Here is a 26931-nt window from a genome sequence, read left to right as displayed (position 1 = left end):
TCGGCGGCGAACGGAGGTCGGGTATGAAGGGCCACCTGCTGTCGACGGAGGACCTCAGCCGGGACGACGCGCTGCTGGTGCTGGACACCGCGGAGCGGATGGCGCGGGTCGCCGAGGCGTCGGTCCGCAAGCTGCCGACCCTGCGGGGCCGCACCGTGGTCAACCTTTTCTTCGAGGATTCCACCCGTACCCGCACGTCCTTCGAAGTAGCCGCCAAGAGACTGTCGGCCGATGTGATCAATTTTTCGGCTCGCGGGTCAAGCGTGTCGAAGGGCGAGAGCCTGAAGGACACCGCGCAGACCCTCGAGGCGATGGGCGCCGACGCGGTGGTCTGCCGGCATTCGGCCAGCGGCGCGCCGCACCGGCTGGCGACCTGGGTGCGCGGCAGCGTCGTGAACGCCGGCGACGGCACCCACGAGCATCCGACCCAGGCGCTGCTCGACGCGTTCACCATGCGCCAGCGGCTCGGTCGGGTCGACGGGCTCGCCGTCACCATCGTCGGTGACGTGCTGCATTCCCGGGTGGCGCGGTCCAACGTCTGGCTGCTGGCCACCCTGGGAGCCAGTGTGACGGTGGTGGCTCCGCCGACGCTGTTGCCCATCGGTGTCTCCTCGTGGCCGGTCGAGGTGTCGTACGACCTCGACGCGGTGCTGCCCAAGACCGATGTGGTGATGATGCTGCGGGTACAGCGGGAGCGGATGTCGGCGGCGTTCTTCCCCACCGAGCGGGAGTACAGCCGCCGCTACGGGCTGGACGTCGACCGGGCCGCGACCCTGCCCGAGCACGCCCTGGTCATGCATCCGGGGCCGATGGTGCGCGGGATGGAGATCGCCTCCCGGGTCGCCGACTCCGACCGGTCGACGGTGGTGGAGCAGGTTGCGAACGGGGTGAGCGTGCGGATGGCCGTGTTGTATCTGCTGCTGGGCGGTTCCGGGGAGGTCTCATGACGGCGGATGGCTCGGGAGCGGACGGCTCGGGACGGGCCTGGGTGCTGCGCCGGGTTCGCCCGCTCGGCGGGGATCCCGTCGACGTGCTGCTCGCCGACGGGGTCGTGGCGGCCTGGCGCCCCCCGGGCTCGACCGGCCCGGACTCCGAGGGCCTGCCCGCCGGGACGGCCATCCTGGACACCGACGGCCTGATCATGCTGCCGGGCCTGGTCGACCTGCACACCCACCTGCGCGAGCCGGGCCGAGAGGACGCCGAGACGGTCGAGTCGGGCACCCGGGCCGCGGCGCTCGGCGGCTACACCACCGTGTTCGCCATGGCGAACACCAACCCGGTCGCCGACACCGCGGGCGTCGTCGAACAGGTCTGGCGGCTCGGGCTCGACGCCGGGCACTGCGACGTGCGGCCGGTCGGCGCGGTCACGGTGGGGCTCGCGGGGGAGCGGCTGGCCGAACTCGGCGCGATGGCGACGTCCGCGGCCGAGGTGCGGGTGTTCTCCGACGACGGGCACTGCGTGTCCGACGCCCTGCTCATGCGCCGGGCGCTGGAGTACGTCAGGGCGTTCGACGGAGTGATCGCCCAGCACGCCGAGGAGCCGCGGCTGACCGCCGGCGCCCAGATGAACGAGGGGGTCGTGGCCGCCCGGCTGGGGCTGCCCGGCTGGCCCGCGGTCGCCGAGGAGGCGATCATCGCCCGGGACGCGCTGCTGGCCGGGCACGTCGGTTCCCGGCTGCACGTCTGCCACGTCTCCACCGCGGGTTCGGTGGAGCTCATCCGCTGGGCGAAGGCGAAGGGCTGGCAGGTCACCGCCGAGGTCACCCCGCACCACCTGCTGCTCACCGACGATCTGGTCAGCTCGTACGACCCGGTCTTCAAGGTCAACCCGCCGCTGCGGACCGCCGAGGACGTCGCCGCGCTGCGCGCCGGGCTCGCCGACGGGACGATCGACTGCGTGGCGACCGACCACGCCCCGCACGCACTGGAGGACAAGGAGACCGAATGGGCCGCGGCCCGGCCCGGCATGCTGGGCCTGGAGACCGCGCTGTCGGTGGTGATGGAGACGATGGTCATCCCCGGGCACCTCGACTGGGCCGGCGTCGCCGACCGGATGGCTCTGGCCCCGGCCCGCATCGGCGGCCTGCCGCAACCGGCGGCGCAGCGGTGGAGTTCCATAGCGGTGGGTGCGCCCGCGACCGTGACGCTGCTCGACCCGTCACCGTGGCGGGTCGTCGAGGCGGACACGCTCGCCAGCCGCAGCCGCAACACCCCCTATGCGGGGCGGTCTCTGCCGGGAGCGATCCGCGCCACGTTCCTGCGAGGCCGACCCACCGTGCTCGACGGGAAGGTCGTATGACTGTCTCGCTGGCGGCCGTCTCGCCCCTTGCCGTCTCGCCGTTCGCAGCCTCGCCGTTTCCCACCTCGCCGTTTCCCACCTCGCCGTTCGCCGACGCGCCCGCCGCCACCGGCCCGGTCGTCCTCGCCGCCGGCCGGGGGCCGGACCGCCTGGGCCTGCACCTGCTGCTCGTGGTGGGCCTGCTGCTGCTGTTCGTCGCGGTGGTGGGGGCGATGCTGCGGGCCTGGCGCGCCAAGGCCGACCGGCAGGAGGAGGACCTGCCCGAGCTGCCCGACCCGCCGGCCGAGCCCGGCACGGTCCTCGCCGCCCCGCTGCGCGGGATGTACCTCGGCACCGTCGACGCCGGCCACTGGCTGGAGCGGATCGCCGCCCACGGCCTGGGCGGACGCACCGGCGGGTACGTCAGCGTGTACGAGACCGGCGTGCGGGTCGACCGCGGCAGCGACACGTTCTGGATCCCTCGGGACGCCGTGCGCGGTGCCCGGCTGGAGCGGGCCCACGCCGGCAAGGTCTCCGCGCCGGGCCGCCTGATCGTGATCGCCTGGTCGTACGAGGGGCACGAACTGGAGACCGGCTTCCGCGGGGAGGACCGGGCGCGTCAGCCCAAGGTGGTCCGCGCCGTGCACGACCTCATCGGCCCGCCGCCGGCCCACCTGGCCTCCGGCGACGTCACCTCGCCGCACGCGGTGCCGCGGATGCGACCCCGGCTGCGCCCGCGGGCCGCGGCCACGGGACCGGGCGGTGGCCTGCCGCCCCGCCCGGGCTCGGGCCAGCCCACCGAGGAGATGCCGGCGATCCGCACCGGTCCCCGGCTGCGCCGCGGCGAGCGCGGTGCGGCCCGCGGGGAGCGGCCGGTCGCCGCCGACGGGCCCGACTACCCGCATCGGCGCCGCGACCCTGACTCCCGAGCCTCGGACTCCCGAGCCCCCGACCCCCGGGCCTCGGGCCCCCGGGCCCTGGATTCCCGCCGTCCGGACCCCCGCTACCAGGACGCCGACCTGCCGGATCCCCGCCGCGGCGGTCCGCGCCCGGCCGATCTCGACCGCGGGGACCCGCGCCGGGTGCCCGGCCCCGCCGACACCCGGCCCCCGGACCCCCGCCACTCGGACCCGCGCGGTCCGGACCCCCGTGGTCCGGACCCGCGTGGTCCGGACCCGCGCCGCGCAGACCCCCGCCGGCCAGCCTCCCGTCAGCCCGACCCTCGCCCTTCTGACCCCCATCCGGCGGACCCGCGCTACGGCGACCAGGGCCGCCCCGAGCAGTCCGACCCCGGCCGGTCACCGGTCGACCCGTTGACCTCACCACTGGGTGAGGTGCGCAGGCTGAAGGAGGATCGGTGAGCACCCTCACCACGACCCCCGGCTCCGCGGCCGGCGACCAGCCCGCGGCTCCCGCGGCGGCGCCGGCACACCGGCCGGCCGACCGGGCGAACCCGACCCGCGCCGTGCTGATGCTGGAGGACGGTCGCAGCTTCGTCGGCGAGGCGTACGGCGCGCTCGGCGAGACCTTCGGCGAGGCCGTCTTCTGCACCGGAATGACCGGATACCAGGAGACGCTGAGCGACCCGTCGTTCCACGGCCAGATCGTCATCATGACCGCGCCGCACATCGGCAACACCGGCGTCAACGACGCCGACTACGAGTCCGACCGCATCCAGGTCGCCGGCTTCGTCGTGCGCGACCCGGCGCGGCGCCCGTCGAGCTGGCGCTCGCGTGGCAGCCTCGACGACGAGCTGGCCGCCGCCGGGGTGGTCGGCATCAGCGGCATCGACACCCGGGCGCTGACCCGTCACCTGCGCGAACGCGGAGCGATGCGCTGCGGGATCAGCAGCACGCTCGCCGACGACCCAGCTCCCGAGCATTCGGCCGCCGACGCCGACGGGGGCGGGCAGAGCGCTGCGCTGGCGGCGCTGCTCGACCGGGTCCGCAGCTCGCCGCAGATGGTCGGCGCCGATCTGGCGCCGGTCGTCTCCACCTCCGAGCCCTATGTGGTCCCGGCCGCGAACGGCCCGGCGCGGTTCAAGGTCGCCGCGGTGGATCTCGGCATCAAGCGGGCCACCCCCGCCGCCATGGCGGCGCTGGGGTGCGAGGTGCACGTGCTACCCGCCCGGACCACCGGCGAGGAACTGCTCGCCCTCGAACCCGACGGGGTCTTCCTGTCCAACGGCCCCGGCGACCCGTCGACCGCCGACTACGCCGTCGAGGCCCTGCGCACCGTGCTGCGCGCCGACGTGCCGGTGTTCGGGATCTGCTTCGGTCACCAGCTGCTCGCCCGCGCCCTGGGCTTCGAGACGTACAAGCTGACCTACGGCCACCGCGGGGTGAACCAGCCCGTCGGCGACGTGGCCACCGGCCGCATCGCGGTCACCAGCCAGAACCACGGCTTCGCCGTGAACGCCCCGCTGACCGGCGTGACGGACACGCCGTTCGGCCGGGTCGTGGCCAGCCATATCGGCCTCAACGACGAGGTCGTCGAGGGATTGGAGTGCCTGGACGTGCCGGCCTTCAGCGTGCAGTTTCATCCGGAGGCCGCGCCGGGACCCCACGACGCGGCCGGTTTGTTCGAGCGGTTCCGCGACCTGATGGCCGCCGCCCGTGAGGCGCGCGCCACGGTCGCCGGAGGGGAGTCCTGATGCCCCGGCGCGAGGATCTGCGCAGCGTCCTGGTGATCGGCTCCGGGCCGATCGTCATCGGCCAGGCCTGCGAGTTCGACTACTCCGGCACCCAGGCGTGCCGGGTGCTGCGGGCGGAGGGCCTGCGGGTCATCCTGGTCAACAGCAACCCGGCCACGATCATGACGGACCCGGAGCTGGCCGACGCGACCTACGTCGAGCCGATCACCCCGGACATCGTCACCAAGATCATCGAACGGGAGCGGCCCGACGCCGTCCTCGCGACCATGGGCGGCCAGACGGCGCTGAACACCGCCGTCGCCCTGCACGACGCGGGCGTCCTGGACCGCTACGGCGTCCGGCTGATCGGCGCGAACATCGATGCGATCCGCGCCGGTGAGGACCGCCAGGCGTTCAAGGACATCGTCGCCGCCGTCGGCGGTGAGACGGCGCGCAGCGCGATCTGCCACACCGTCGAGGAGTGCCTGGCCGCGGGCGAGGAGTTCGCCTACCCCGTGGTCGTGCGGCCGAGCTTCACCCTCGGCGGCGCCGGCAGCGGCTTCGCCCACGACCCGGCCGAACTCACCCGGATGGCCGCCGACGGCCTGTCGGCGAGCCCGTCGACCGAGGTCCTGGTCGAGGAGTCCATCCTCGGCTGGAAGGAGTTCGAGCTGGAGCTCATGCGCGACCGCGCCGACAACGTGGTCGTCGTCTGCTCCATCGAGAACGTCGACCCGATGGGCGTGCACACCGGCGACTCGATCACCGTCGCCCCGGCGATGACCCTGACCGACCGCGAGTACCAGACGATGCGCGACATGTCGATCGCGGTCATGCGCGCCGTCGGGGTCGACGCGGGCGGCTGCAACATCCAGTTTGCCGTCGACCCGGCGACGGGTCGGCAGGTCGTCATCGAGATGAACCCGCGGGTGTCGCGCTCGTCGGCGCTGGCGTCGAAGGCCACCGGCTTCCCGATCGCCAAGATCTCCGCGAAGCTCGCCCTCGGCTACACCCTCGACGAGATCCCCAACGACATCACCCGCACCACGCCGGCCGCCTTCGAGCCGACGCTGGACTACGTCGTGGTGAAGGTGCCGCGGTTCGCGTTCGAGAAGTTCCCCGGCGCCGACCCGACGCTGACGACGACGATGAAGTCGGTCGGCGAGGCGATGGGCGTGGGCCGAAGCTTCGCCGAGGCGCTGCAGAAGGCGCTGCGGTCGATGGAGTCGGCGGGCTCGGTGTTCTCGTTCATCCCGCCGGCCGACGACGCGGCCACCCTGCTGGAGTCGACCCGGGTCCCGCACGACGGGCGGCTGCGGGCCGTCCAGCAGGCACTGCTCGCCGGCGCCGACCCGGCGGACGTCACCCGGGTGACCGGCATCGACCCCTGGTTCGTCGACCAGATCGTCTTCCTGAACGAGATCGCCGCCGGTGTGACCCGCACGCCGGCGGGCATCCGCCGGGCCAAGCGGGCCGGCTTCGCCGACGCCCAGCTCGCCGAGCTGCTCGGCACGTCCGAGGACGTGGTCCGGGCCTTCCGCCACCGGTCCGGCATCCGGCCGGTGTTCAAGACCGTGGACACCTGCGCGGCCGAGTTCGCCTCCGAGACCCCTTACCACTACTCGGCCTACGACAGCGAGACCGAGGTGGCGCCGAGTGGGCGCCCGCGGGTGATCGTGCTCGGCAGCGGCCCCAACCGCATCGGCCAGGGCATCGAGTTCGACTACGCCTGTTGTCACGCCGTGATGGCGTTGTCCGACGCCGGGTTCGAGACCGTCATGGTCAACTGCAACCCGGAGACGGTGTCCACCGACTACGACACCGCCGACCGGCTCTACGTCGAGCCGCTGACGGTCGAGGACGTCCTTGAGGTCGTCCACGCCGAGCAGCAGGCCGGCCCGCTGGCCGGGGTGATCGTCCAGCTCGGCGGCCAGACCCCGCTGGGCATCGCCGCGGCGCTGGCGGAGGCGGGCGTGCCGATCGTCGGGACCGCGCCCGCGGCGATCCACCTGGCCGAGGACCGCGGCCTGTTCGGCCGGGTGCTGGCCGACGCCGGCCTGCCCTCGCCGCCGCACGGGGTGGCAACCTCCTTCCCGGAGGCCCGAGCCGTCGCCGAGCGGATCGGCTACCCGGTGCTCGTCCGTCCCTCCTATGTGCTCGGCGGGCGCGGGATGGAGATCGTCTACGACGACTCCATGCTGCGCGACTACATCGAGCGGGCCACGGCGATCTCCCCCGAGCACCCCGTCCTCGTCGACCGGTTCCTCGACGACGCCGTCGAGATCGACGTCGACGCCCTGTTCGACGGCGAGACGCTCTACCTCGCCGGCGTGATGGAGCACATCGAGGAGGCCGGCGTGCACTCCGGCGACTCGGCCTGCGCCCTGCCGCCGATCACGCTCGGCCACGCCGACCTGGAGCGCATCCGCACGTCCACCGAGGCGATCGCCCGCGGCGTCGGCGTGCGAGGGCTGCTCAACGTCCAGTACGCCCTGCAGTCCGACGTCCTCTACGTGCTGGAGGCCAACCCGCGGGCCTCGCGCACCGTCCCGTTCGTCTCCAAGGCGACCGCGGTGCCGCTGGCCAAGGCCGCCGCCCGGGTGATGCTCGGCGCCACCGTCGACGAGCTGCGCGCCGAGGGCCTGCTGCCGCGCACCGGCGACGGCGCCACTCTGCCGCTGGACTCGCACATCGCGGTCAAGGAGGCGGTGCTGCCCTTCGGCCGCTTCCGCGACGCCGTCGGGCGCGGGGTGGACACCATCCTCGGCCCCGAGATGAAGTCCACCGGCGAGGTGATGGGCATCGACGACGGCTTCGGCACCGCCTACGCCAAGTCGCAGGCCGCCGCCTACAACGGGCTGCCCACCTACGGGCGGGTGTTCGTCTCGGTCGCCAACCGGGACAAGCGGGCGATGATCTTCCCGATCAAGCGGCTCGCGGACCTCGGCTTCGTCGTCTACGCCACCGAGGGGACCGCCCAGGTACTGCGGCGCAACGGGGTCAAGGCGGTCGTGCTCGGCAAGCACCGGGCGCCGACCGAGGGCCTGCTCGACTGCGTCGAGATGATCACCTCGGGCCAGATCGATCTGGTCATCAACACCCCGTGGGGCGTCGGCCCGCGGCTCGACGGCTACGAGATCCGCACGGCCTGCGTCAGCGCCGGAGTGCCGTGCATCACCACCATCCAGGGCGCCGCCGCCTGCGTGCAGGGCGTCGAGGCCCTGGTCCGCGGAGAGCTGGGCGTCCGGCCCCTGCAGGAATACCACGCGGCCCTGCGCGAGGCGTGGGGCGGCGCGGCTGCTTCGGACACCTCGGACACCTCGGACGCGCTGGGCGCCGATCCCGCCCCGTTCACGGCCGCCCCCTCCCCGGAGTCCACGGACGTCCCCTCCACTGACGCCCCGTCCACGGACGCCCCGTCCACGGACGTCCCGTCCACGGAGCTCACGGAAGCCGCGTCCGCGGAGTTCACGGGCGCGGATCCGGGCGTGCCGTTCGACGAGCAGCCGTTCGAGGACGTCGAGGATGACCAGAGCGAGGACGAGGACTTCGAGGACGAGGACTTCGAGGATCAGCCGACCGAGCGTCTGGACGGCCTGCTGCCCGGGCCGTTCGAGGATCAGCCGACCGAGCACATCGAGGAGCTGCCGGCCGGGCCGGTGACGGGCGGCGCCGGCCCGGACCCGTCCACCGGCCCGGACCCGTCCACCGGACCACCTGCGTCGACCCGGTCGGATGCGTCGGCCGGGCCGGGCGCGGTGGCCGGCCTCGACGCCGGCCTCGACCCCGCGCGGACCGTTCGGTGAGCGCCGGGCGCCGCTTCACCCCGCGCGCCGGTCGCGCACCGCTGGCCGTGGCGCTCGACGCTCCGGACGGCGCGACCGCGCTGCGGTGGGCCGCGGCGGTCGCGCCGCACACCGCCGTGCTCAAGATCGGGCTGGAGCTGTTCTACCGGGAGGGGCCGGCGATCGTGACGGCCCTGCGCGCGGCCGGCCTGCTCGCCGGGCCTGCCGACGGCGCCGGGCCCGCCGAGCTCGGCACGGCGCCCGGGGAGGCGGCCGGCGGGCCGCCCGAGCTGTTCCTTGATCTCAAGCTGCACGACATTCCGGCGACGGTCGCCGGTGGAATGCGGTCGGTTGCCACGTTGCAGCCTCGATTCGTCACCGTGCATGCGGCTGGGGGAGCGGCGATGATACGTGCGGCCATCGCCGCGGCCCCCACGGTCGAGGTAGCCGTTGTGACCGTCCTCACCTCGCTGGATGCGGCCGCGCTGGCCGCCGTCGGGCTCGCCGGACCGCCGCAGGACGCCGTCCGCCGCCTCGCCGTGCTCGCCGTCGAGGCGGGGGCGCGCACCCTTGTGTGCAGCCCGCGGGAGGTCCGAATGGTCCGTTCGGAGCTCGGTAGCAACGTGACTCTCATCACGCCCGGAGTGCGTCCGGAGGGGTCCGAGGCGGCCGACCAGGCGCGGATCGCGACCCCGCGGGAGGCGCTGGAGGCGGGTGCGGACCTGGTCGTGGTGGGCCGTCCCATCACCCGAGCCACCGATCTGGGCGGAGCGGCGAAGATGGTCGCAGACAGTATTTCCGCAGGTCAGGGGCCTGCGGCTCGCTGACGGCCGTGGTCAGGGCGGGGTGTGTTCGTCCTGGTGCGGTACGAAGCGGTACGGTGGGGCCGTCGTAGACCGAAAGGGTGCGGCACGAGCGGGCCACCCCTTTCGTCCCGTCAAAGCCTTCTCTTGTGCGGACAATATGTCCGCATCAGAGTGTTGTGGCCAAGGCTGGACCGAGGAGCCACTTCCTCGCTAGTTTGCGCGGCGCGATCACCGAATTGAGGAGGCGTACCCGTGCCCCTGCCGCCCCTAACGCCCGAGCAGAGGGCCGCCGCCCTCGAGAAAGCCGCGCTGGCTCGTAAGCAGCGCGCGGAACTCAAGGAGCGGTTGAAGAAGGCGGAGACCACTCTGGCCGCCGTCTTGGAACAGGCCGAGGCCGATGAGGTCGTCGGCAAGATCGATGAGGTCGTCGGCAAGATGAAGGTTTCGGCTGTTCTGGAGTCGCTTCCCGGAGTTGGGCGCGTGCGCGCCCAGAAGATCCGAGAACGGCTCGGGATCAGTCCGACCCGCCGGCTGAGAGGGCTCGGCGCGAAGCAGCGCGCCGCGCTCCTCGAGGAGTTCGGAACGGCCTGATCCGGTGGAGTGGGAAATCCACTCCGGCAACCGGAACAGGGCCTTGGCGGGACGCGGCGTCGTCGGGTGAGTGGTCTCACTCACGTTCTTCCGGCGAAGCCGCGGTACCTTCCGAGCGGATCGGGGGCCGAATTCTTTACCGGCCCCCGATCCGAAAGTCCATGGGAAACAAGTCCCATCCTGGGCCATCCGCGGCCGGATGACCGCTGTGCGGCAGCCGTCCCGGAGGCCCTAGGGTTGGGGCCGTGGGTCTCACAGTGCTGTCCGGGCCGTCCGGCGTCGGGAAGGGAACGGTCGTCGCGGCCGTCCGCGAGCGTCATCCCGAGGTCTGGGTCTCGGTCAGTGCGACCACCCGGGCTCCCCGGCCCGGGGAGACCGACGGCGTCGAGTATCACTTCGTCGACGCCGAGGAGTTCGCCCGGATGGTCAAGGCCGGCGAGTTCGTCGAGCACGCGATGTTCGCCGGGCACGCCTACGGCACCCCGCGGGGTCCCCTGCGGGAACGGCTCGCCGCCGGCGTCCCGTGCCTGCTGGAGATCGAGCTGCTCGGGGCCCGCCAGGTGCGTTCGGCGATGCCCGACGCCCGGTTCGTCTTCCTCGCGCCACCGACGTTCGAGGAGCTGGTCCGGCGGCTGACCGGCCGGGGGACCGAGTCACCCGAGGTCATCGCCCGCCGGTTGGACCGGGCTCGCATCGAGCTGGCGGCCGAGACGGAGTTCGACCACGTGGTCGTCAACGACGATGTGCGGGCCGCGGCCGCGCGGTTGGTAGCATTGATGATCGGCTCCTAGGTGCGGGTCTCCTCGTACCGCGCCGCGAAGCCGCACCTCACGCGCCTGAACCCGGGCGCAGGCGGCTTGGCGGCCTGCGCATGCAACCCTGTGCGCGGGAGCACGGTCCGGACGGCGGCCGCCGCCCCGGACGCTCACCCCGGAAGGACATCGTGGCCGGAACCGTAGCCCACCCCGAAGGCATCACCAACCCGCCGATCGACGAGCTGCTCGAGGCCACCGACTCGAAGTACAGCCTGGTCATCTACGCGGCCAAGCGGGCTCGCCAGATCAACGCCTACTACTCGCAGCTCGGCGAGGGCCTGCTGGAGTACGTCGGGCCGCTGGTCGAGACGACCAACGCCCAGGAGAAGCCGCTGTCGATCGCGCTCCGCGAGATCAACGCCGGCCTGCTCACCCACGAGACGGTCTCCGACAGCCTCCCGCCGGTCGCCTGACCCGGCCGTGACCGACGAGCCGGCCGTGACCGACGAGCCCACCGGCGCCGCGGGCGCCCCGGCCCGGCGGCCCCGGGTCGTGCTCGGCGTGGCCGGGGGCATCGCCGCCTACAAGGCGGTCGAGGTGCTGCGCCGGTTCACCGAGTCCGGGCACGAGGTCCGGGTGGTGCCCACGCCGTCCGCGCTGCGGTTCGTCGGGGAGACGACCTGGGCGGCGCTGTCCGGCAACCCGGTCGCGACCGACGTCTGGAGCGACGCCGACGAGGTCGCCCACGTCCGCATCGGGCGGGAGGCCGATCTCGTCCTCGTCGTCCCGGCGACCGCGGACCTGATGGCCCGCGCGGCCGCCGGGCGGGCGGACGACCTGCTCACCGGAACCCTGCTGACGGCCACCTGCCCGGTGGTTTTCGCCCCGGCGATGCACACCGAGATGTGGCAGCATCCGGCCACCCGGGCGAACGTGGCCACGCTGCGGGCCCGGGGCGCGGTGGTGCTGGACCCGGCCGTCGGCCGGTTGACCGGCGCCGATTCGGGGCCGGGCCGGCTGCCCGAGCCGGCGGAGATCGCCGCGCTCGGCATGGCGGTGCTCGCCCGCGGGGCCGACGGCGTCCGCCCGGACCTCGCCGGCCGGCACGTGCTGGTCACCGCCGGGGGTACCCGGGAGTATCTCGATCCGGTCCGTTTCCTCGGCAACGCCTCCAGCGGGCGGCAGGGCTACGCGGTGGCGCGGGCGGCGCTCGCCCGCGGGGCCGCGGTGACGGTGGTCGCGGCCAACGTCGCCCTGCCCGAGGTGGCCGGGGCGCGCACAGTCGCGGTCACCTCGGCGGCCGAGTTGCGGGAGCGGGTGCACGAGGTGGCGCCGTCCGCGGATGTCGTCGTGATGGCGGCCGCGGTCGCCGATTTCCGGCCGCAGGCGACGCAGGCGTACAAGATTAAGAAAGAATCCGCGGCGCCCGACTCCATTGCTCTGGTGCGAAACCCTGACGTGTTGTCCGAGTTGGTGGCGAACCGTCGTCCGGGGCAGCTCCTGGTCGGTTTCGCCGCCGAGACGGGCGGTCCCGACGGAGGGGTTCTCGACCACGCGCGGGCGAAACTCGCCCGCAAGCCCGTCGACCTCCTCGTCGTCAACCAGGTCGGCGCCGGCCTCGGGTTCGAGGTGGCGGACAACGCCGCGGTGGTCCTGGCGGCCGACGGGCGGGAGACAACCATCGAACGGTCGAGCAAGGATCTGGTCGCGCACCGGATCCTCGACCTCGTGGTGGAGTTCCCGATCGGTCACGGGGACGGAACGTCCAGCGAGGCAGTGCGGGTACCCGTGCGGACGCCTCGGTAAGCTTCGTCGGAATCAACCGGATCTCCCAGGGGGTTAGACCAGTGGCGACGCGCCTGTTCACGTCCGAGTCCGTCACCGAGGGACATCCGGACAAGATCGCTGACCAGATCAGCGACTCGATCCTCGATGCCATGATCAAGGACGATCCGAAGAGCCGGGTCGCGGTGGAGACGCTCATCACGACGGGCCAGGTGCACGTCGCGGGTGAGGTCACCACCAAGACCTACGTCGACATCGCCGCGGTCGTCCGCGAGCGCATCCTGGAGATCGGCTACGACTCGTCCAAGAAGGGGTTCGACGGGGCCTCCTGCGGGGTCAGCGTCTCCATCGGCGCGCAGTCCGCGGACATCGCCCAGGGCGTCGACACCGCCCACGAGACCCGCGTCGAGGGGTCCAGCGAGGACGAGCTCGACCGTCAGGGCGCCGGCGACCAGGGCCTGATGTTCGGCTTCGCCTGCGACCAGACCCCCGAGCTCATGCCGCTGCCGATCGCGCTGGCGCACCGCCTCGCCCGGCGGCTGTCCGCGGTCCGCAAGGACGGCCAGGTCGGCTACCTGCGTCCGGACGGCAAGACCCAGGTCACCATCGAGTACGCCGACGGCAAGCCCGTCCGCCTCGACACGGTCGTCGTCTCCACCCAGCACGCCGCCGACATCGACCTCGACACGCTGCTCGCGCCCGACATCGCCGAGTACGTCGTCGAGCCGGAGCTGGCCCTGCTCGAGATCTCCACCGAGGGCCGCCGCCTGCTGGTCAACCCGACCGGCCGTTTCGAGATCGGCGGCCCGATGGGCGACGCCGGCCTGACCGGCCGCAAGATCATCGTCGACACCTACGGCGGCTACGCCCGCCACGGCGGCGGCGCCTTCTCCGGCAAGGACCCGTCCAAGGTCGACCGGTCGGCCGCCTACGCCATGCGCTGGGTCGCCAAGAACGTCGTCGCCGCCGGCCTCGCCAGCGCCTGCGAGGTGCAGGTCGCCTACGCCATCGGCAAGGCGCACCCGGTCGGCCTGTTCGTCGAGACCTTCGGCACCGGAACGGTCCCCGAGGAGCAGATCCAGGACGCCGTGACCCAGGTGTTCGACCTGCGCCCGGCCGCCATCATCCGCGACCTGGACCTGCTGCGCCCGGTCTACGCCCAGACCGCCGCCTACGGGCACTTCGGTCGCCCCGAGCTCGACTTCACCTGGGAGTCCACCTCGCGCGCCGAGGCGCTCCAGCGCGCCGTCAAGGGCTGACACTCCGCCCGCCCGTTCCTGGCACGACCCGGGAGGCCGGGCCGGTCCGCGCCGCGTGGACCGGCCCGGCCTCCGCTTTCCCGGCGGTCGGTCCTGTCGGAGGTGCCTGGTACTAATGCCCTCATGACCGAGCAGCCCGCCACGACCCCCGGCGTTTCCCCGCCGGCCGCGGAGCTGCCGGTGGCCCGGGTCGCGGTCGACACCCCGCTGACCCACCTCGACCGTCCCTTCGACTACCTCGTTCCGGCCGATCTCGCCGCGGCGGCCGTGCCCGGCTCCCGGGTCCGCGTCCGCTTCGCCGGCCGGCAGGTGGACGGTTTCGTCCTGGAACGGCGGGCCGCCTCGGAGCATCCGGGCCGGCTGGCCCCGCTGGAGCGGTCGGTCTCGCCGGAGCCCGTCCTGTCCGAGTCGATCGCCCGGCTCGCCCGCGCCGTGGCGGACCGCTACGCCGGCACGCTGGCCGACGTCCTTCGCCTCGCCGTGCCACCCCGCCACGGCCGCACCGAGAGTGCGGCTGTGCCCTCGGCGCCGGCGGGTGACGTTGCCCCCGGCGAGCGGCCGGAGGAATGGGCACGCTATCCCGCCGGGCCCTCGATGCTCGCCGCGCTGGCCGCGGGCCGATCGTCGCGCGCCGTGTGGTGGGCGCCGCCCGGCCCCGCCTGGCCGTCGATGATCGCCGCCGCGGTCGGCGCCACGGTGCGATCGGGCCGTGGGGCGGTCGTCGTCGTGCCCGACCATCGCGACGTCGACCGGGTCGAGGCCGCGCTGGTCGAGGTCGTGGGGCGGGAGACCACCGTCGTCCTGCGGGCCGACCTCGGCCCGTCCCGCCGCTACCGCGCCTTCCTCGCGGTTAGTCGCGGCCAGGCGCGGGTCGTCGTGGGCACCCGTTCCGCGGTCTTCGCCCCCGTCGCCGACCTCGGTCTGCTGGTCGTCTGGGACGACGGGGACGATCTGCACGCCGAGCCGCTGGCCCCCTACCCGCACACCCGCGACGTCGCCGTGCTGCGCGCGCGCCAGGACGGCTGCGCCCTGCTGATCGGCGGCTTCTGTCCGACGACGGAGGCCGAGGCGCTCGTGCGCGGCGGCTGGGCCCATCCGCTGGTGCTGCCCCTGCCCGAGGTCCGGGCGCTCGCCCCCCGGGTCGAGGCGACCGGCTCGGACCACGAGTACGCCCGCGATCCGGCCGCCCGCGCCGCTCGGCTGCCGTCGCTCGCGGTCCGCACGGCCCGCCAGGCCCTGGCGGCCGGCGCCCCGGTGCTGGTCCAGGTGCCCCGGCGCGGCTACCACCCCTCGCTGGCGTGTGCGGACTGCCGGCGTCCCGCCCGTTGCCGGCACTGCCAGGGTCCGCTGGGCCGCTCCTCCGGCGCCGGCCTGCTGACCTGCCGGTGGTGCGGACGACCGGTGCCCGCCGCCCCGGACGGCCCGGTCGGGGCGTCGGTCTGGCGATGCCCGTCGTGTTCGAGCGTGCGGCTGCGGGCCTCGGTGACGGGGGATCGGCGCACCGCCGAGGAGCTGGGCCGGGCCTTCCCCGACGTGCCCGTGCGGACCTCGGGGCGCGACGGCGTGCTCGCCGCCGTTCCCGCCGAGCCGGCGCTCGTCATCTCCACCCCCGGCGCCGAGCCGGTCGCGGCCGGCGGCTACGGCGCCGTGCTCCTGCTCGACGGCTGGGCCCTGCTCGGCCGTCCCGACCTGCGGGCCGCCGAGACGGCCCTGCGGCGCTGGGCGGCGGCGGCGGCGCTGGCCCGCCCGGCGCCACAGGGCGGGCGGGTCATCGTGTCGGCCGACGCCGGGCTGCCGGTCGTGCAGGCCCTGATTCGCTGGGATCCCGCGACCTTCGCCGCCCGGGAGGCCGACGAGCGCGCCGAACTCGGCTTCCCGCCGGCGACCCGGATGGCCACCGTGGAGGGCGGTGCCGCGGCCGTCGCCGAGCTGCTCGCGGTGACCCGCCTGCCCGAAGGGGCCGATCTGCTGGGCCCCGTGCCGGTGCCGCCCCCCGCCCGGGCGGCACCGACCCCGGCCGGCGGCCGGGGCGGCGCTGGCCCGGACGAGGCAGGCGAGATCGAGCGGTTGCTCATCCGGGTGCCCCGCGAGCGCGGCGCGGCGCTCGCCGCCGCCCTGCACGAGGCCCGCGGCGTCCTCGGGGCCCGCCGCAGCACGGCTGGCCTGCGCGTCCAGCTCGACCCGCTCGTGATCGGCTGACCGCGGCCCGATCGCGGCTGGGGCCGACCGTCCGTCACAGTGGTGGTCGTCCGCGGTACGGTCGGGCGGCGGCAGGCCCGAGGATGCCGCCCGTTCCCGTCCTGGGTGCCGGCGGACCTCCCCGGCCTGGCCGGACAGCTCCCCTGCCCCTGTAGACGGCTGCGGCGTCCGCACGGCGTCGCGGCGGATCGGTGCTCGCGTATGCGTCTTGTTTTCGCCGGCACACCGGCGGTCGCCCTGCCCAGCCTGCGGGCGTTGATCGACAGCCCACGCCACGAGGTGGTCGCGGTCGTCACCCGTCCCGACCGGCCCGCCGGTCGAGGTCGGAAGATCAAGCCACCGCCCGTACACCTGCTCGCCGACGAGGCCGGCATCCCGGTGCTCAGTCCGGAGCGGCCGCGTGACCCGGACTTCCTCGCGGCGCTCACCGATCTGGCGCCGGACTGCTGCCCGGTCGTCGCCTACGGCGCCCTGCTGCCCCGGGAGGCGCTCGCGATCCCCCGTCACGGCTGGGTGAACCTGCACTTCTCGCTGCTGCCGGCCTACCGCGGCGCGGCCCCGGTGCAGCGAACGGTGCTCGCCGGTGACGATCTCACCGGCGCCAGCGTGTTCCAGATCGAACCGGCGATGGACTCCGGGCCGGTGTTCGGCGTCGTCACCGAGCGGGTCCGCCCCACCGACACCTCCGGTGACCTGCTCGACCGACTCGCGGACTCCGGGGCGCACCTGCTCGCCGCGGTCATGGACGGCATCGATGACGGGACCCTGCAGGCGGTGCCCCAGCCCGCCGAGGGGGTGTCGTTCGCGCCGAAGCTGACCGCCCAGGACGCGTTGATCGACTGGACCCTGCCGGCGGTCGCCGTGGACCGGCTGACCCGGGCGGCGGCGCCCGCCCCCGGAGCCTGGACGGTGTTCCGGGACCGGCGGATCAAGATCGGCCCGGTGCGTCTCGGGGCGCAGAACGTGCCGGACGAGCTGGCGCCGGGCCGGCTGGTGGCGCTTGCCGACGGCGCCGTCGCCGTGGGCACCGGGACGGCGCCGGTGCTGCTCGACGAGGTGCGGCCGGAGGGCCGCGGACCAATGAAGGCCGCCGACTGGGCCCGAGGGGCCCGGCTGACCGACGACGACCTCCTGCACGCCCCGGCGGAGCGGGTCTCGGCGGCGGGGAGTCCGGCCGGTGCCGGGGGAGCCCCGTGAGCCCGGCCGGATCACCGGGCACCCGCGGGGCCCGCCCGCCCGCCGCCGTCGACCGCCCCCGTCTGCTGGCCTGGGAGGTGCTGCGCGCGGTCGACGAGCGTGGTTCGTACGCGAACCTGCTCCTGCCGTCGCTGCTCGCCGGCAGCGGCCTGCCGGCCCGCGATCGCGGCTTCGTCACCGAGCTCGCCTACGGTGCGCTGCGCGCCCAGGGCACCCTCGACGGTCTGCTCGACACGGCGACGAGTCGGCCCGTGCACGACATCGACCCGCCGCTGCGCGACGCGCTACGGCTCGGCGCCTATCAACTGCTGCGCACCCGGGTGCCCGCCCGCGCCGCGGTGGCCAGCACCGTGGACCTGGTCCGGGCGACCAGCGGCGAGCGTCCGGTCCGGTTCGCGAACGCGGTGCTGCGTCGGGTGGCCACCCGGATCGCGGAGACGGGCGGGGACCTCGCCACCCTGCTCGGCGCTCCCCGCTTCGAGACCGACCCGATCGGCCACCTGGCGGTGGTGACGACTCACCCGCGCTGGATCGTCGAGGTGGTGGCGGAGGCGCTCGGGGACGACCTCGACGAGACCCGCGCCGCGCTCGTCGCCGACGACACCCGGCCCGCGGTGCACCTGGTCGCCCGGCCGGGCCGCACCGACCAGAACCGCCTGCTCGCCGAGGCCGCCGAGGAGGGGCTCGACGCGGCCGCCGGGCCCTACTCGCCGTACGCGGTGCGCCTCGACGGCGGCGATCCCGCGCGGCTGCCTGCGGTGGCGTCCGGGGCCGCCGCGGTGCAGGACGAGGGCAGCCAGCTGGTCGCGCTCGCCCTGGCCCGCACGCCCACGGTCGGCCGGGACCGTGGGCTGACCGTCGACCTGTGCGCCGGTCCGGGCGGTAAGGCTGCGCTGCTCGCCGGGCTGCTCACCGACCGCTCGGGCGGCGGGCCCGGCTTCTCGTCGCAGCCCGCGGCGCCCGCAGGCCTCGCGGCGCCGGGTTCCGGCGCGACGCTGCTCGCGCTGGAACCGCGGGCGACCCGGGCCGGGTTGGTGGCCCGGTCGCTGGCGGGGGAGCCGCGGGCCTGGGTGGTGCGCGCGGACGGGCGGGCGGCCCCGCTGCCGGCGGGCAGCGCCGACCGGGTGCTCGTCGACGTCCCCTGCACCGGGCTCGGGGCGCTGCGGCGCCGTCCGGAGGCCCGCTGGCGGCGCATCCCCGGCGACCTGGCCGCCCTCGTGCCGTTGCAGAGCGCCCTGCTCGTCGCCGCGCTGGACCTGGTCCGGCCCGGCGGGGTGGTCGCCTACGCGACCTGCTCCCCGCATCCGGCGGAGACCGTGGAGGTGGTCCGCCAGGTGACCGGGCAACGGGTGGATGTCTCCGTGCTCGACGCCCGGCTCGGGCTGCCGGAGGTCGACGGGCTCGGATCCGGCCCGTTCGTCCAGCTCTGGCCGCACCGGCACGGCACGGACGCGATGTTCGTGGCGCTGCTGCGCCGCAACCCGGACTGAGCCCGCCCGGTGGGCAGGCGCCTGCCCACCGACCGCCGGCTGCCCGACCTGGGCCCGGCGCGCGGCCGAGGGTCCGAACGCGAAGGTTGCCGAACGCGAAGGTTGTCGAACGCGGAAGATGTCCGCCGCGAAGGTGTCGAACGGGTCGGGGCGTGCGGCGATTCGGTCGATAGTCTCGCGGGGTGGCAACCGCACAGATCTATCCCAGCATGCTCGCCGCGGACTTCGGTCGACTGGCCGACGCCGCCCTCGCGGTCGAGGGCCGGGCCGACTGGCTGCACGTCGACGTCATGGACTACCACTTCGTCCCGAACCTGGCGTTCTCCCCGGACGCGGTGACGGCGTTGCGGTCGACGACGCAGACCCCGCTCGACTGCCATCTCATGATCGAGGACCCGGACCGCTGGGCCGCCGACTACGCCGAGCGCGGCGCGGCGAACGTGACCATCCACGCCGAGGCCGTGTCCGACCTGCGGCGGACCACCGCGGCGATCCGGGCCGCCGGCGCCCGCACCGGCCTCGCCGTGAAGCCGAACACCCCGGTCGAGCGCTACCTCGACGACCTGCACCGCTTCGATCTGCTGCTGCTGATGACCATCGAGCCCGGCTTCGGAGGTCAGAAGTTCATGACCGAGGTGCTGCCGAAGATCGAGGCGGCGCGCCGCCTGATCGACGACCGCGGCCTGGACCTGTGGCTGCAGATCGACGGCGGGGTCAACGAGAACACCGTCGAGCAGGCCGCGGCGGCCGGGGTCGACGTCTTCGTCGCCGGCACGGCGGTCTTCGGCGCCGACGATCCCGGCGAGGCCGTCGAGAAGCTGCGCGCCCAGGCGCTGCGGGTCGCCCCCCGGCTGACCCCGCCGGCCTCCCCGCCGGCCTCCCGGTCGGTCGGCGACCCGGCGGTCGGCGACCCGGCGTGACGTCGGCCGGCTCGCCGTCTCCCGGTGGTCCGCCGCCGGGCCCCGACAGGGACCGGTACTGGCTGGCCCGCGCGGTCGAGCTCGGGCGCCGCTGCCCGCCGTCGTCCACGGCGTACTCGGTCGGCGCGCTGATCGTGGCGGCCGACGGAACCCCGCTGGCCGAGGGCTACTCCCGAGCGGAGGAACCGCACGACCACGCCGAGGAGGTCGCGCTGCGCCGCCTCGCCGCCCGCCTCGACGCGTCGGCCGCCGGCGGTGATCCCGGTGGCGGTGTCGATTCCGGTGGCGGCGGCGATCCCGGTGTCGGTGTCGATCCGGCGGGGGCGACGGTGTACAGCTCGCTGGAGCCGTGCAGCGCGCGGGCGTCGCGGCCGTGGACCTGCACGGAGCTCATCCTCGCCGCCGGCATCGGCCGGGTGGTTTTCGCCTGGCGCGAGCCGTCGCTGTTCGTCGACTGCGACGGCGCCGAACGGCTGGCCGCGGCCGGCGTCGAGGTGGTCGAGATCCCGGCGCTCGCCGCGGACGTCCGCGCGGTCAACAGCCACCTCCCGCTCGGCTGAGCACCGCGCAGGCGCGCCCGACCTGGTGTTTGCCCGGGCGGGCATGACCTCGGTCACGTCGCCGGGTGCGGCGTGTGGCCGCTTCGTATGTCAGACTTGGGGCAGTACAACCAGCAGCACGCGCGCTCCGGGGTCGGTGAAACTCCGAGCCGGCGGTGATAGTCCGCGACCCGTCCGCAGGTAATGGGACGGCTGATCCGGTGGAACTCCGGGACCGACGGTCAAAGTCCGGATGGGAGGACGCGCGCGGGCCGAGTGTCCGTGGGTGGCCGTTGCCGTCCGCGGGCGCGCGTCGGCGTGCGCACGCCGGCAGGTCCCGCGTGGGAACCCCCCGAATCCGGGGAGCGGTGCCCGGGACCGAAGGGCGCGAGTCGGATGTTCACCGGCATCGTTGAAGAGCTCGGCGTGGTGGCTGCGGTGGATGCGCGGCCGGAGTCGGCGGCGCTCACCATTGCCTGTCAGACCGTACTGGCGGACGCGACCCACGGCGCCTCCATCGCCGTCAACGGCGTGTGTCTCACGGTGACCTCCTTCCAGCGGGCCGGCGGCGATCCGGCCGGCGCTGGTCTGACTGCCGCCGACCCTGGTGGCGCCGACCCGGGGGGCGGCGCGCCGGCCGCGGGGGCCGGTCGCGCGGGTCCCGCCGGCACAATCTCGGCGTCCGCGACGTTCACGGCTGACGTGATGCGCGAAACCCTCGTGCGGTCCTCCCTCGGCCAGCTCGCCGTGGGCGATCCGGTGAACCTCGAACGGCCCGTGCGGCTGGCCGACCGTCTCGGCGGTCATCTGGTCCAGGGGCACGTCGACGGCGTCGGCGTCGTCGTCGACCGGCAGGCCGACGAGCACTGGGAGATCGTCCGCATCGCCCTGCCCGCCGGCCTCGACCGCTACCTCGTGGAGAAGGGCTCGGTGACGGTCGACGGCGTCAGCCTGACCGTCGTCGAGGTCACCCCGGCCGGGGGCGACTCTCCGGCGACGTTCACCGTCAGCCTGATCCCCACCACCCTCGACCTGACCACGCTCGGCCGCCGTGCACCGGGTGCCCGGGTCAACATCGAGGTCGACGTGCTGGCGAAGTACGTCGAGAAGCTGCATGCCGGCACCATCGACCCGAACGGACTGCCCCGATGACCACATCCGCGGCCGGCGCCTCCTCGACGGCCATCCCCGCCCCGCCCGCCCCCGCCTCGCCTCGCTCTGCCTCGTCCCTCCCCGCCTCGCCCGCCTCAGCTCCGCCCGCCTCCGCCCTGCCCGCGGACGCTCTGCCCGCGGCCGTCGGCGGGACGTCCGGTGCCGGCCCGGCGACCGTCGACGGCGACGTCGACGTGACGTTCGCCTCCATCGAGGACGCCATCGCCGAGATCGCCGCCGGCCGGCCGCTCGTCGTCGTCGACGACGCCGACCGGGAGAACGAGGGCGACCTGATCTTCGCCGCCGAGGCGGCCACCCCCGAGCTCGTCGCGTTCATGACGCGCTACACCTCCGGGGTGATCTGCGTGCCGATGGACGCCGTCGACACCGACCGGCTCGAGCTCGACCAGATGGTCCCGCACAACACCGAGCGGATGGGCACGGCGTTCACCATCACCGTCGACGCCCGCGAGGGCGTCTCCACCGGCATCTCCGCCGCCGACCGGGCCCGCACGATCCGGTTGCTCGCCGACCCCGACACCGTCCCGGGCGACCTGAGCCGGCCGGGGCACATCTTCCCGCTGCGGGCCAAGGACGGCGGCGTGCTGCGCCGGCCGGGCCACACCGAGGCGGCCGTCGACCTGGCCCGGCTCGCCGGACTGCGCCCGGCGGGCACCATCTGCGAGATCGTCAACGACGACGGGACGATGGCGCGCCTTCCCGAGCTCGCCGCGTTCGCCCGCGACCACGGCCTGCTGCTGATTTCCATCGCCGACCTCATCGCCTACCGTCGGCGGACGGAGAAGCAGGTGGTGCGGGTCGCCGAGGCGACGATCCCGACCAGCTACGGCACCTTCCGCGCCGTCGGCTTCCGCAACGTCCTCGACGGGGTGGAGCACATCGCGCTGATCCGCGGCGAGCTGGGCGACGGCGAGGACGTCCTCGTCCGGGTGCACAGCGAGTGCCTCACCGGCGACGTGTTCGGCTCGCGGCGCTGCGACTGCGGCACCCAGCTCGACGCCGCCCTGCGGATGATCGCGGCCGAGGGTCGCGGGGTGGTCCTCTACGTGCGCGGCCACGAGGGCCGCGGCATCGGCCTGATGCACAAGCTGCGGGCCTACCAGCTCCAGGACGCCGGCCACGACACCGTGGACGCCAACCTCGCGCTCGGCCTGCCCGCCGACGCCCGCGACTACGGCACCGGCGCGCAGATCCTCGTCGACCTCGGGGTGCGCGGCCTGCGGCTGCTGTCGAACAACCCGACCAAGCGGGCCGGCCTGGAGGGCTACGGGCTGCGCATCGTCGAGCTCATCGGCATGCCGGTCACCCAGACCCCGGAGAACCTGCGGTACCTGACGACCAAGCGGGACCGGATGGGCCACGTCCTGCCCGGGCTGGCCCGCGCCGTCGGGGAGGACACCCCGGCCGGCGGCCGCTGGGCGCCGAGCCCCGCGCGGGTGCCCGCGACCTCCGGCTGCGCCGCCGTCCCGGGCGGCGCCGGCAGCTCCTCGGCGGGCGTCGACCTCACCGACGGAGAGGGTCTGTGAGCGGCTTCGGCGCGCCGCAGGAGGTGCTCCCGCCGGTGGCCGGGCTGCGGCTGGCGATCGTCGCCACCCGCTGGCATGCCGAGATCACCGACGCGCTGCTGGCCGGGGCGCTGCGCGCGGTCAAGGACACCGGGCTCGCGACGGCGCCGACCGTCGTGCGGGTCTCCGGCGCGGTCGAGCTGCCCGTCGTCGCCGCGGCGCTGGCCCAGCGGCACGACGCGGTCGTCGCCCTCGGCGTGGTCATCCGCGGCGGCACGCCGCACTTCGACTACGTCTGCCAGTTCGTCACCGCGGGGCTGGCCCGGGTCACCCTCGACGCCCGGGTCCCCGTCGGCTTCGGCGTGCTCACCTGCGACACCGTCGACCAGGCCCGCGACCGGGCCGGGCTGCCCGACTCCGCCGAGGACAAGGGCCGGGAGGCGACGCTGGCCGCCCTCGACACCGCCGCGGTGCTGCGCGACCTGGCCCTGGCGAGCTGACCCGTCGGCCGACCCGCATCGGCTGACACCTCATCGGCCGACCCGCATCGGCCGAGCTCTCGATCCGCGCCCCAGGCGTCACACGGCCACCGTCCCCCCGGGGGGCGGTGGCCGTCCGCATCCTCATGTCGCACGGACGGTACGAGCCTGATCCGTCCCGGTGACATGGCCTCGGTATGGTGTTGCCATCGCATGGCGATTCGGAGTGGATCGAGTGTGCCGGTGGTGTGTTCGCTGCTCGTGGGTCTGTTTCCGGCGATCTGGATCATCTCGGAGCTCTTGTCGGGGCAGTGGGTGACGCGAGACCGTGATGTCACGCCGTAGCAGTGGCCTCGCGCTCCGGTGTCGTCCAGCGGAGTCGGACCGGAGATGGGGGCGGGGTGGCAGGGATGGCGAGTCATGGTGGGAGCCGGGACGGTGACGACACCGTGGCGCCGGCCGATCCGTCCGGGGCCGACCGGGACGGCCTCGACGCCACGGCCCGATCCGCCGATGCGGACGCCTCCGGCGGGGGCGGCGACGCGCGTCCGATCTCCCTGCTCGGACTGCGCCTGACCGAGCCGCAGTCGCCGCGCAACGCCCTGGTCACACGGCGCCCCACGCGGACGCGCCCCGGCGTGCCGCGGGTCGACTCCGGCAGTGGATTTTCCGGGGGACCGACCGGGGGGCCCTCCGGTGGGGTTCCCGGTGATCGCGTGCCCGGTCCCCTGCCCTCCCCTTCCGCCTCGACGCCCGCCCGGCCCGGGCAGACCCGACCTCCGCAGACCCGACCCCCGCAGACCCGGCCGCCCGCCGAACGGTCGGCGCCGCCCGCCCGCCCGCCCGAGGACCGCCCCTCCGACGATCGGACCTCGCCTCCTCCGCTGCCCCCGTGGTCGCCGTATCCCGCGCCGTCCGACGGCGGGGAGGCCGCCGCGTCCACCACGGACAGCCCGGCGCTCCCGCCGCCTCCGGTTACCGGCGCCGGCGATCAGATCCCGTCGGCCGGCGGTTGGGCGCCCGCAGTCGGCGGCGGGTGGCCGACCGCGACCGACGGGCCGCCCGCGTCGCCCCCGGGCCGGCCTGGCCGGGGTCACCTCGGCACCCCGGCCCCGGCCGGATGGACGCCCGACCTCGCGGTCCCGGCCCACCCCTTGCCGCCCCCGCCGCCCGTACCGCCCCCGCCGGGCCCGCCGGCCGCGAGTCCGGTCCCCGGTGGCCTGGTCCCCCCGTCGGCCGCGGACGCTGCGCAGCCCGTCGAGGCGGCTGGCGAGCGCATCCCGTTCCTCCCGGTACCTCCGCCACCCAGCGCCACGGCGGTGCCGCCGAATGTCTCCCCGCGGATTCCCGCTGCTCTGACTCCCCCCGCTGCACCGCCGTCTCCCACGGTGTCCCCGTCTCCCACCATGTCCCCGTCTCCCACCGTGTCCCCGTCTCCCGCGGTTGCCTCGTCCCCGACGGTTCCGCCACCCCCCACGGTTCCGCCGCCCGGTGAGAGCTGGGGCAGCATGACGGTCCTCGTGCCCGCGGCCGGCCCCCTCCTCCCGCCCGGTGCCGCACCCGCCGCCTCGGGACCGGACCGCGCCGAAGACGCCGACGCCGGCGCGGGCACCGAACAGCCCGGTCAGCGGTGGGTCGGTGCGCCCCACTCCACGCCGATCGACCCGGCCTCGGCCGGGCCCATGCCCATGCCCATGCCCCACGAGCGGTCCAGGCCTGCGCTGCCCTTGCCGTATCCGGACGTCACACCGGCATCGCCGGCCGGCCTGCCGGCATCCGCCGCTGCGTACCGGCCGGCCGATCCGCTGTTCGGCCCCTCCGGGGCCGAGTACGGCCCGGCCGCCGTCCCGGGGACCCCCTTTCACCCGGCTGCGGCCCCGGCCGGACCGGAACTACCGCCGCTGCCCTCGTCCGCCAACCCCGCCGCGCCGTGGCAGGTGCCGGGGGGGAGCCCCGCGGCGTCGGGCGTGGCGTACCCGCCCCGGCCCGCAGCCGAGGAGACCGCGCCCGCGCACCGGGAGGAGGCGAGCCGTTTCGACGTCACCCGCCCGGGCGCGGCCCTGATGCCGGCCCAGCCGCCCCAGATCCCGGACCCGCCCGGGACCGGCCTGTTCCCCCGCCCCGGTGACGGCGCCCTGACCGGCGACGGCGCCGCGACTCGCGACGTCCCTCGACGTGATGACGTAGCCGGGTTCGGCGACGGCGTCATGACCGACCGAGCGGCCACGGACCGCGGGCAGGAGGGGGCTGGTCGGCTGGACGAGGCCGGTGGACAGAACGAGGCTGGTGGACAGAACGAGGCTCGTGGGCGGGGCCGGGCGGTCGATGCGGCCGCCGGCGACTCGTGGCGGGCGGGCGAGCAGTCTGCCGTAGGCCGGTGGGCGGAGCCGATCTCCGCTGCGCCCGCGCTTCCCCCGCCGCCGCCGAACATGCCGGTCCGGCGGGTTCCCGTGGCGGCGGTTCGATCGGCGGGGGCGGTCCTCGCGCCTCGGGCGGCCGGAGCCGTCCCGCAGGCCGCGGCCGCTGCGGCGGCGAGCGCGGCGCCGGTGGGCTCCGACGGGCCGGTCCACCAGCGTGCGCGGGCCGGCGGCCGGCGGGTGCTGATCGGCGGCTTCGGCGGCGGGGGCGGGCGGACGACCGTGGCTGCCGGGCTGGGCCTGGCGATGGCCGCGCACCACGGCCACCGGGTCGTCGCCGTCGACGCCTCCCCGGACCAGTGCGGACTGCTCCCGCACCGGGTCGGCCTCATGCCCCCGGGGGTCGGCCTGCGGGAGCTGGCCGGCGCCCGTCCGCCGGTCTCCTCCCTCGACGACGTGCGCCGCTTCCTGGCCTCCGACGGGTCGGGTGGGCTGGAGGTGCTGGCCGGGATGCGCGACCTCGCCGGCCCCGGCCTGCTGCCCGAGGAGCTGGCCTGGGCGTTGGACCTGCTCGGCCACTGGTACCCGGTCGTCGTCGCGGACGCGCCGCCGGGCTGGAACCAGCCGGTCCCCGCCACCCTGCTCGCGCGCGCCGACCTGCTCGTGCTGACCGTCCGCGCCGGGGAGGCGGAGATCGCGGGTGCGGACGACGCCCTGACCGCGCTCACGGCGGCCGGCCGCGGCGACCTCGCCGCCACCGTCATCGTCGCTGTCGTGGAGACCTACCCGTCCCGGCTCAGCCGCGGCGCCCGGATGCGCCTGGACCATCTCGAGGACCGGGCGTACATGACGGTGCCGGTGCCGTTCGACGCGGCGCTGGCCGACAGCCGTCCGATCAACTGGTATCGCCTGCGCCGGCGAACCAGGTTCGCCTTCCAGCGCCTCGCCGGCGCGGTCGCCACCGCCCCGCTGCCCGGTTCCCAGCCGGCGGCGGCCCTCGCCCGTCCCGCGCTCGCCGCCGCCGACCCGCAGGCCCGCGTCGCCGCCTGGCCCTCGGGGGCCTGAGGCACCCGTCGCGCGGCCCGGGTGGCACGAGCGGTCGCCAGCCGGCCCGCCGGCGGCGGGGGGCGGTGGGTGCGGCTGCATGCCCGTCCGGCACCGGCGGTGGTGGGGCCGTCCGG

General features: G+C 75.0%; 20 protein-coding genes and 1 riboswitch. All 20 genes read left to right on the top strand.

Annotated elements, in window-relative coordinates; all coding sequences use genetic code 11:
- Positions 1–23 precede the first annotated feature (23 nt).
- Positions 24–947 (top strand): aspartate carbamoyltransferase catalytic subunit, encoded by a 924-nt coding sequence (locus tag FRAAL_RS22855; protein WP_041939662.1) that lies wholly within the window; start codon positions 24–26, stop codon positions 945–947.
- Complete coding sequence (locus FRAAL_RS22850) at positions 944–2299, top strand: dihydroorotase (RefSeq protein ID WP_050997221.1); 1356 nt, start codon at positions 944–946, stop codon at positions 2297–2299. The genes FRAAL_RS22855 and FRAAL_RS22850 overlap by 4 nt, the downstream gene beginning before the upstream one ends.
- Positions 2296–3639, top strand: a complete 1344-nt coding sequence (locus FRAAL_RS35210) for a PH-like domain-containing protein (protein WP_011606329.1) — start codon at positions 2296–2298, stop codon at positions 3637–3639. The genes FRAAL_RS22850 and FRAAL_RS35210 overlap by 4 nt, the downstream gene beginning before the upstream one ends.
- Positions 3636–4931 (top strand): glutamine-hydrolyzing carbamoyl-phosphate synthase small subunit, encoded by a 1296-nt coding sequence (carA, locus tag FRAAL_RS22840; protein WP_011606328.1) that lies wholly within the window; start codon positions 3636–3638, stop codon positions 4929–4931. Before FRAAL_RS35210 ends, carA begins: the two co-directional genes overlap by 4 nt.
- A complete protein-coding gene (carB, locus tag FRAAL_RS22835; protein ID WP_011606327.1) occupies positions 4931–8716 on the top strand; it encodes a carbamoyl-phosphate synthase large subunit in 3786 nt (1261 codons plus the stop codon). Before carA ends, carB begins: the two co-directional genes overlap by 1 nt.
- Positions 8713–9522 carry an orotidine-5'-phosphate decarboxylase gene (gene pyrF, locus FRAAL_RS22830; RefSeq protein ID WP_011606326.1) on the top strand — a complete coding sequence of 270 codons (810 nt, stop codon included), beginning with the start codon at positions 8713–8715 and terminating at the stop codon, positions 9520–9522. Before carB ends, pyrF begins: the two co-directional genes overlap by 4 nt.
- A gap of 231 nt (positions 9523–9753) precedes the next feature.
- Positions 9754–10092 (top strand): integration host factor, actinobacterial type, encoded by a 339-nt coding sequence (mihF, locus tag FRAAL_RS22825; RefSeq protein WP_011606325.1) that lies wholly within the window; start codon positions 9754–9756, stop codon positions 10090–10092.
- Between the two features lie 245 nt (positions 10093–10337).
- On the top strand, positions 10338–10883 hold the full coding sequence (gene gmk, locus FRAAL_RS22820; protein WP_011606324.1) for a guanylate kinase: 546 nt from the start codon (positions 10338–10340) through the stop codon (positions 10881–10883).
- Positions 10884–11035: 152 nt separating this feature from the next.
- Positions 11036–11320 (top strand): DNA-directed RNA polymerase subunit omega, encoded by a 285-nt coding sequence (gene rpoZ, locus FRAAL_RS22815; protein ID WP_009742799.1) that lies wholly within the window; start codon positions 11036–11038, stop codon positions 11318–11320.
- A 25-nt stretch (positions 11321–11345) separates the two neighbouring features.
- Entirely contained in the window at positions 11346–12653 is a 1308-nt protein-coding gene (coaBC, locus tag FRAAL_RS22810) for a bifunctional phosphopantothenoylcysteine decarboxylase/phosphopantothenate--cysteine ligase CoaBC (RefSeq protein ID WP_041940887.1), read from the top strand.
- A 41-nt stretch (positions 12654–12694) separates the two neighbouring features.
- Positions 12695–13891 carry a methionine adenosyltransferase gene (gene metK, locus FRAAL_RS22805; RefSeq protein WP_011606322.1) on the top strand — a complete coding sequence of 399 codons (1197 nt, stop codon included), beginning with the start codon at positions 12695–12697 and terminating at the stop codon, positions 13889–13891.
- A 123-nt stretch (positions 13892–14014) separates the two neighbouring features.
- Positions 14015–16090: a primosomal protein N' gene (locus tag FRAAL_RS22800; protein ID WP_083866891.1), complete on the top strand. Its 2076-nt coding sequence runs from the start codon at positions 14015–14017 to the stop codon at positions 16088–16090.
- A 201-nt stretch (positions 16091–16291) separates the two neighbouring features.
- The gene (gene fmt, locus FRAAL_RS22795; protein ID WP_011606320.1) at positions 16292–17287 is read left to right on the top strand and encodes a methionyl-tRNA formyltransferase; all 996 of its coding nucleotides are present in this window, start codon (positions 16292–16294) and stop codon (positions 17285–17287) included.
- A complete protein-coding gene (locus tag FRAAL_RS22790; RefSeq protein ID WP_011606319.1) occupies positions 17284–18777 on the top strand; it encodes an RsmB/NOP family class I SAM-dependent RNA methyltransferase in 1494 nt (497 codons plus the stop codon). The genes fmt and FRAAL_RS22790 overlap by 4 nt, the downstream gene beginning before the upstream one ends.
- Positions 18778–18959: 182 nt before the next feature.
- Complete coding sequence (rpe, locus tag FRAAL_RS22785; protein WP_011606318.1) at positions 18960–19697, top strand: ribulose-phosphate 3-epimerase; 738 nt, start codon at positions 18960–18962, stop codon at positions 19695–19697.
- A complete protein-coding gene (locus tag FRAAL_RS22780; protein WP_011606317.1) occupies positions 19694–20257 on the top strand; it encodes a cytidine/deoxycytidylate deaminase family protein in 564 nt (187 codons plus the stop codon). The genes rpe and FRAAL_RS22780 overlap by 4 nt, the downstream gene beginning before the upstream one ends.
- Positions 20258–20375: 118 nt before the next feature.
- Positions 20376–20505: riboswitch (FMN riboswitch) on the top strand.
- 127 nt (positions 20506–20632) lie between these two features.
- Positions 20633–21388 (top strand): riboflavin synthase, encoded by a 756-nt coding sequence (locus FRAAL_RS22775; RefSeq protein WP_011606316.1) that lies wholly within the window; start codon positions 20633–20635, stop codon positions 21386–21388.
- On the top strand, positions 21385–22935 hold the full coding sequence (locus FRAAL_RS22770; protein WP_011606315.1) for a bifunctional 3,4-dihydroxy-2-butanone-4-phosphate synthase/GTP cyclohydrolase II: 1551 nt from the start codon (positions 21385–21387) through the stop codon (positions 22933–22935). Before FRAAL_RS22775 ends, FRAAL_RS22770 begins: the two co-directional genes overlap by 4 nt.
- Positions 22932–23414 (top strand): 6,7-dimethyl-8-ribityllumazine synthase, encoded by a 483-nt coding sequence (gene ribH, locus FRAAL_RS22765; RefSeq protein ID WP_041939661.1) that lies wholly within the window; start codon positions 22932–22934, stop codon positions 23412–23414. The genes FRAAL_RS22770 and ribH overlap by 4 nt, the downstream gene beginning before the upstream one ends.
- A 1487-nt stretch (positions 23415–24901) precedes the next feature.
- A complete protein-coding gene (locus FRAAL_RS30645; protein ID WP_050997220.1) occupies positions 24902–26815 on the top strand; it encodes a hypothetical protein in 1914 nt (637 codons plus the stop codon).
- Positions 26816–26931: the final 116 nt, after the last annotated feature.

The sequence above is a fragment of the Frankia alni ACN14a genome (assembly GCF_000058485.1).
In the GTDB taxonomy this organism is placed as follows: Bacteria; Actinomycetota; Actinomycetes; order Frankiales; family Frankiaceae; genus Frankia; species Frankia alni.
This window is presented reverse-complemented; position numbering and strand designations above follow the sequence as displayed.

Coding starts and splice junctions, on each gene's coding strand:
- FRAAL_RS22855 (WP_041939662.1), top strand. CDS start 24: ATGAAGGGCCACCTGCTGTCGACGGAGGACCTCAGCCGGGACGACGCG.
- FRAAL_RS22850 (WP_050997221.1), top strand. CDS start 944: ATGACGGCGGATGGCTCGGGAGCGGACGGCTCGGGACGGGCCTGGGTG.
- FRAAL_RS35210 (WP_011606329.1), top strand. CDS start 2,296: ATGACTGTCTCGCTGGCGGCCGTCTCGCCCCTTGCCGTCTCGCCGTTC.
- carB (WP_011606327.1), top strand. CDS start 4,931: ATGCCCCGGCGCGAGGATCTGCGCAGCGTCCTGGTGATCGGCTCCGGG.
- FRAAL_RS22800 (WP_083866891.1), top strand. CDS start 14,015: ATGACCGAGCAGCCCGCCACGACCCCCGGCGTTTCCCCGCCGGCCGCG.
- fmt (WP_011606320.1), top strand. CDS start 16,292: ATGCGTCTTGTTTTCGCCGGCACACCGGCGGTCGCCCTGCCCAGCCTG.
- FRAAL_RS22775 (WP_011606316.1), top strand. CDS start 20,633: ATGTTCACCGGCATCGTTGAAGAGCTCGGCGTGGTGGCTGCGGTGGAT.
- FRAAL_RS22770 (WP_011606315.1), top strand. CDS start 21,385: ATGACCACATCCGCGGCCGGCGCCTCCTCGACGGCCATCCCCGCCCCG.
- FRAAL_RS30645 (WP_050997220.1), top strand. CDS start 24,902: ATGACGGTCCTCGTGCCCGCGGCCGGCCCCCTCCTCCCGCCCGGTGCC.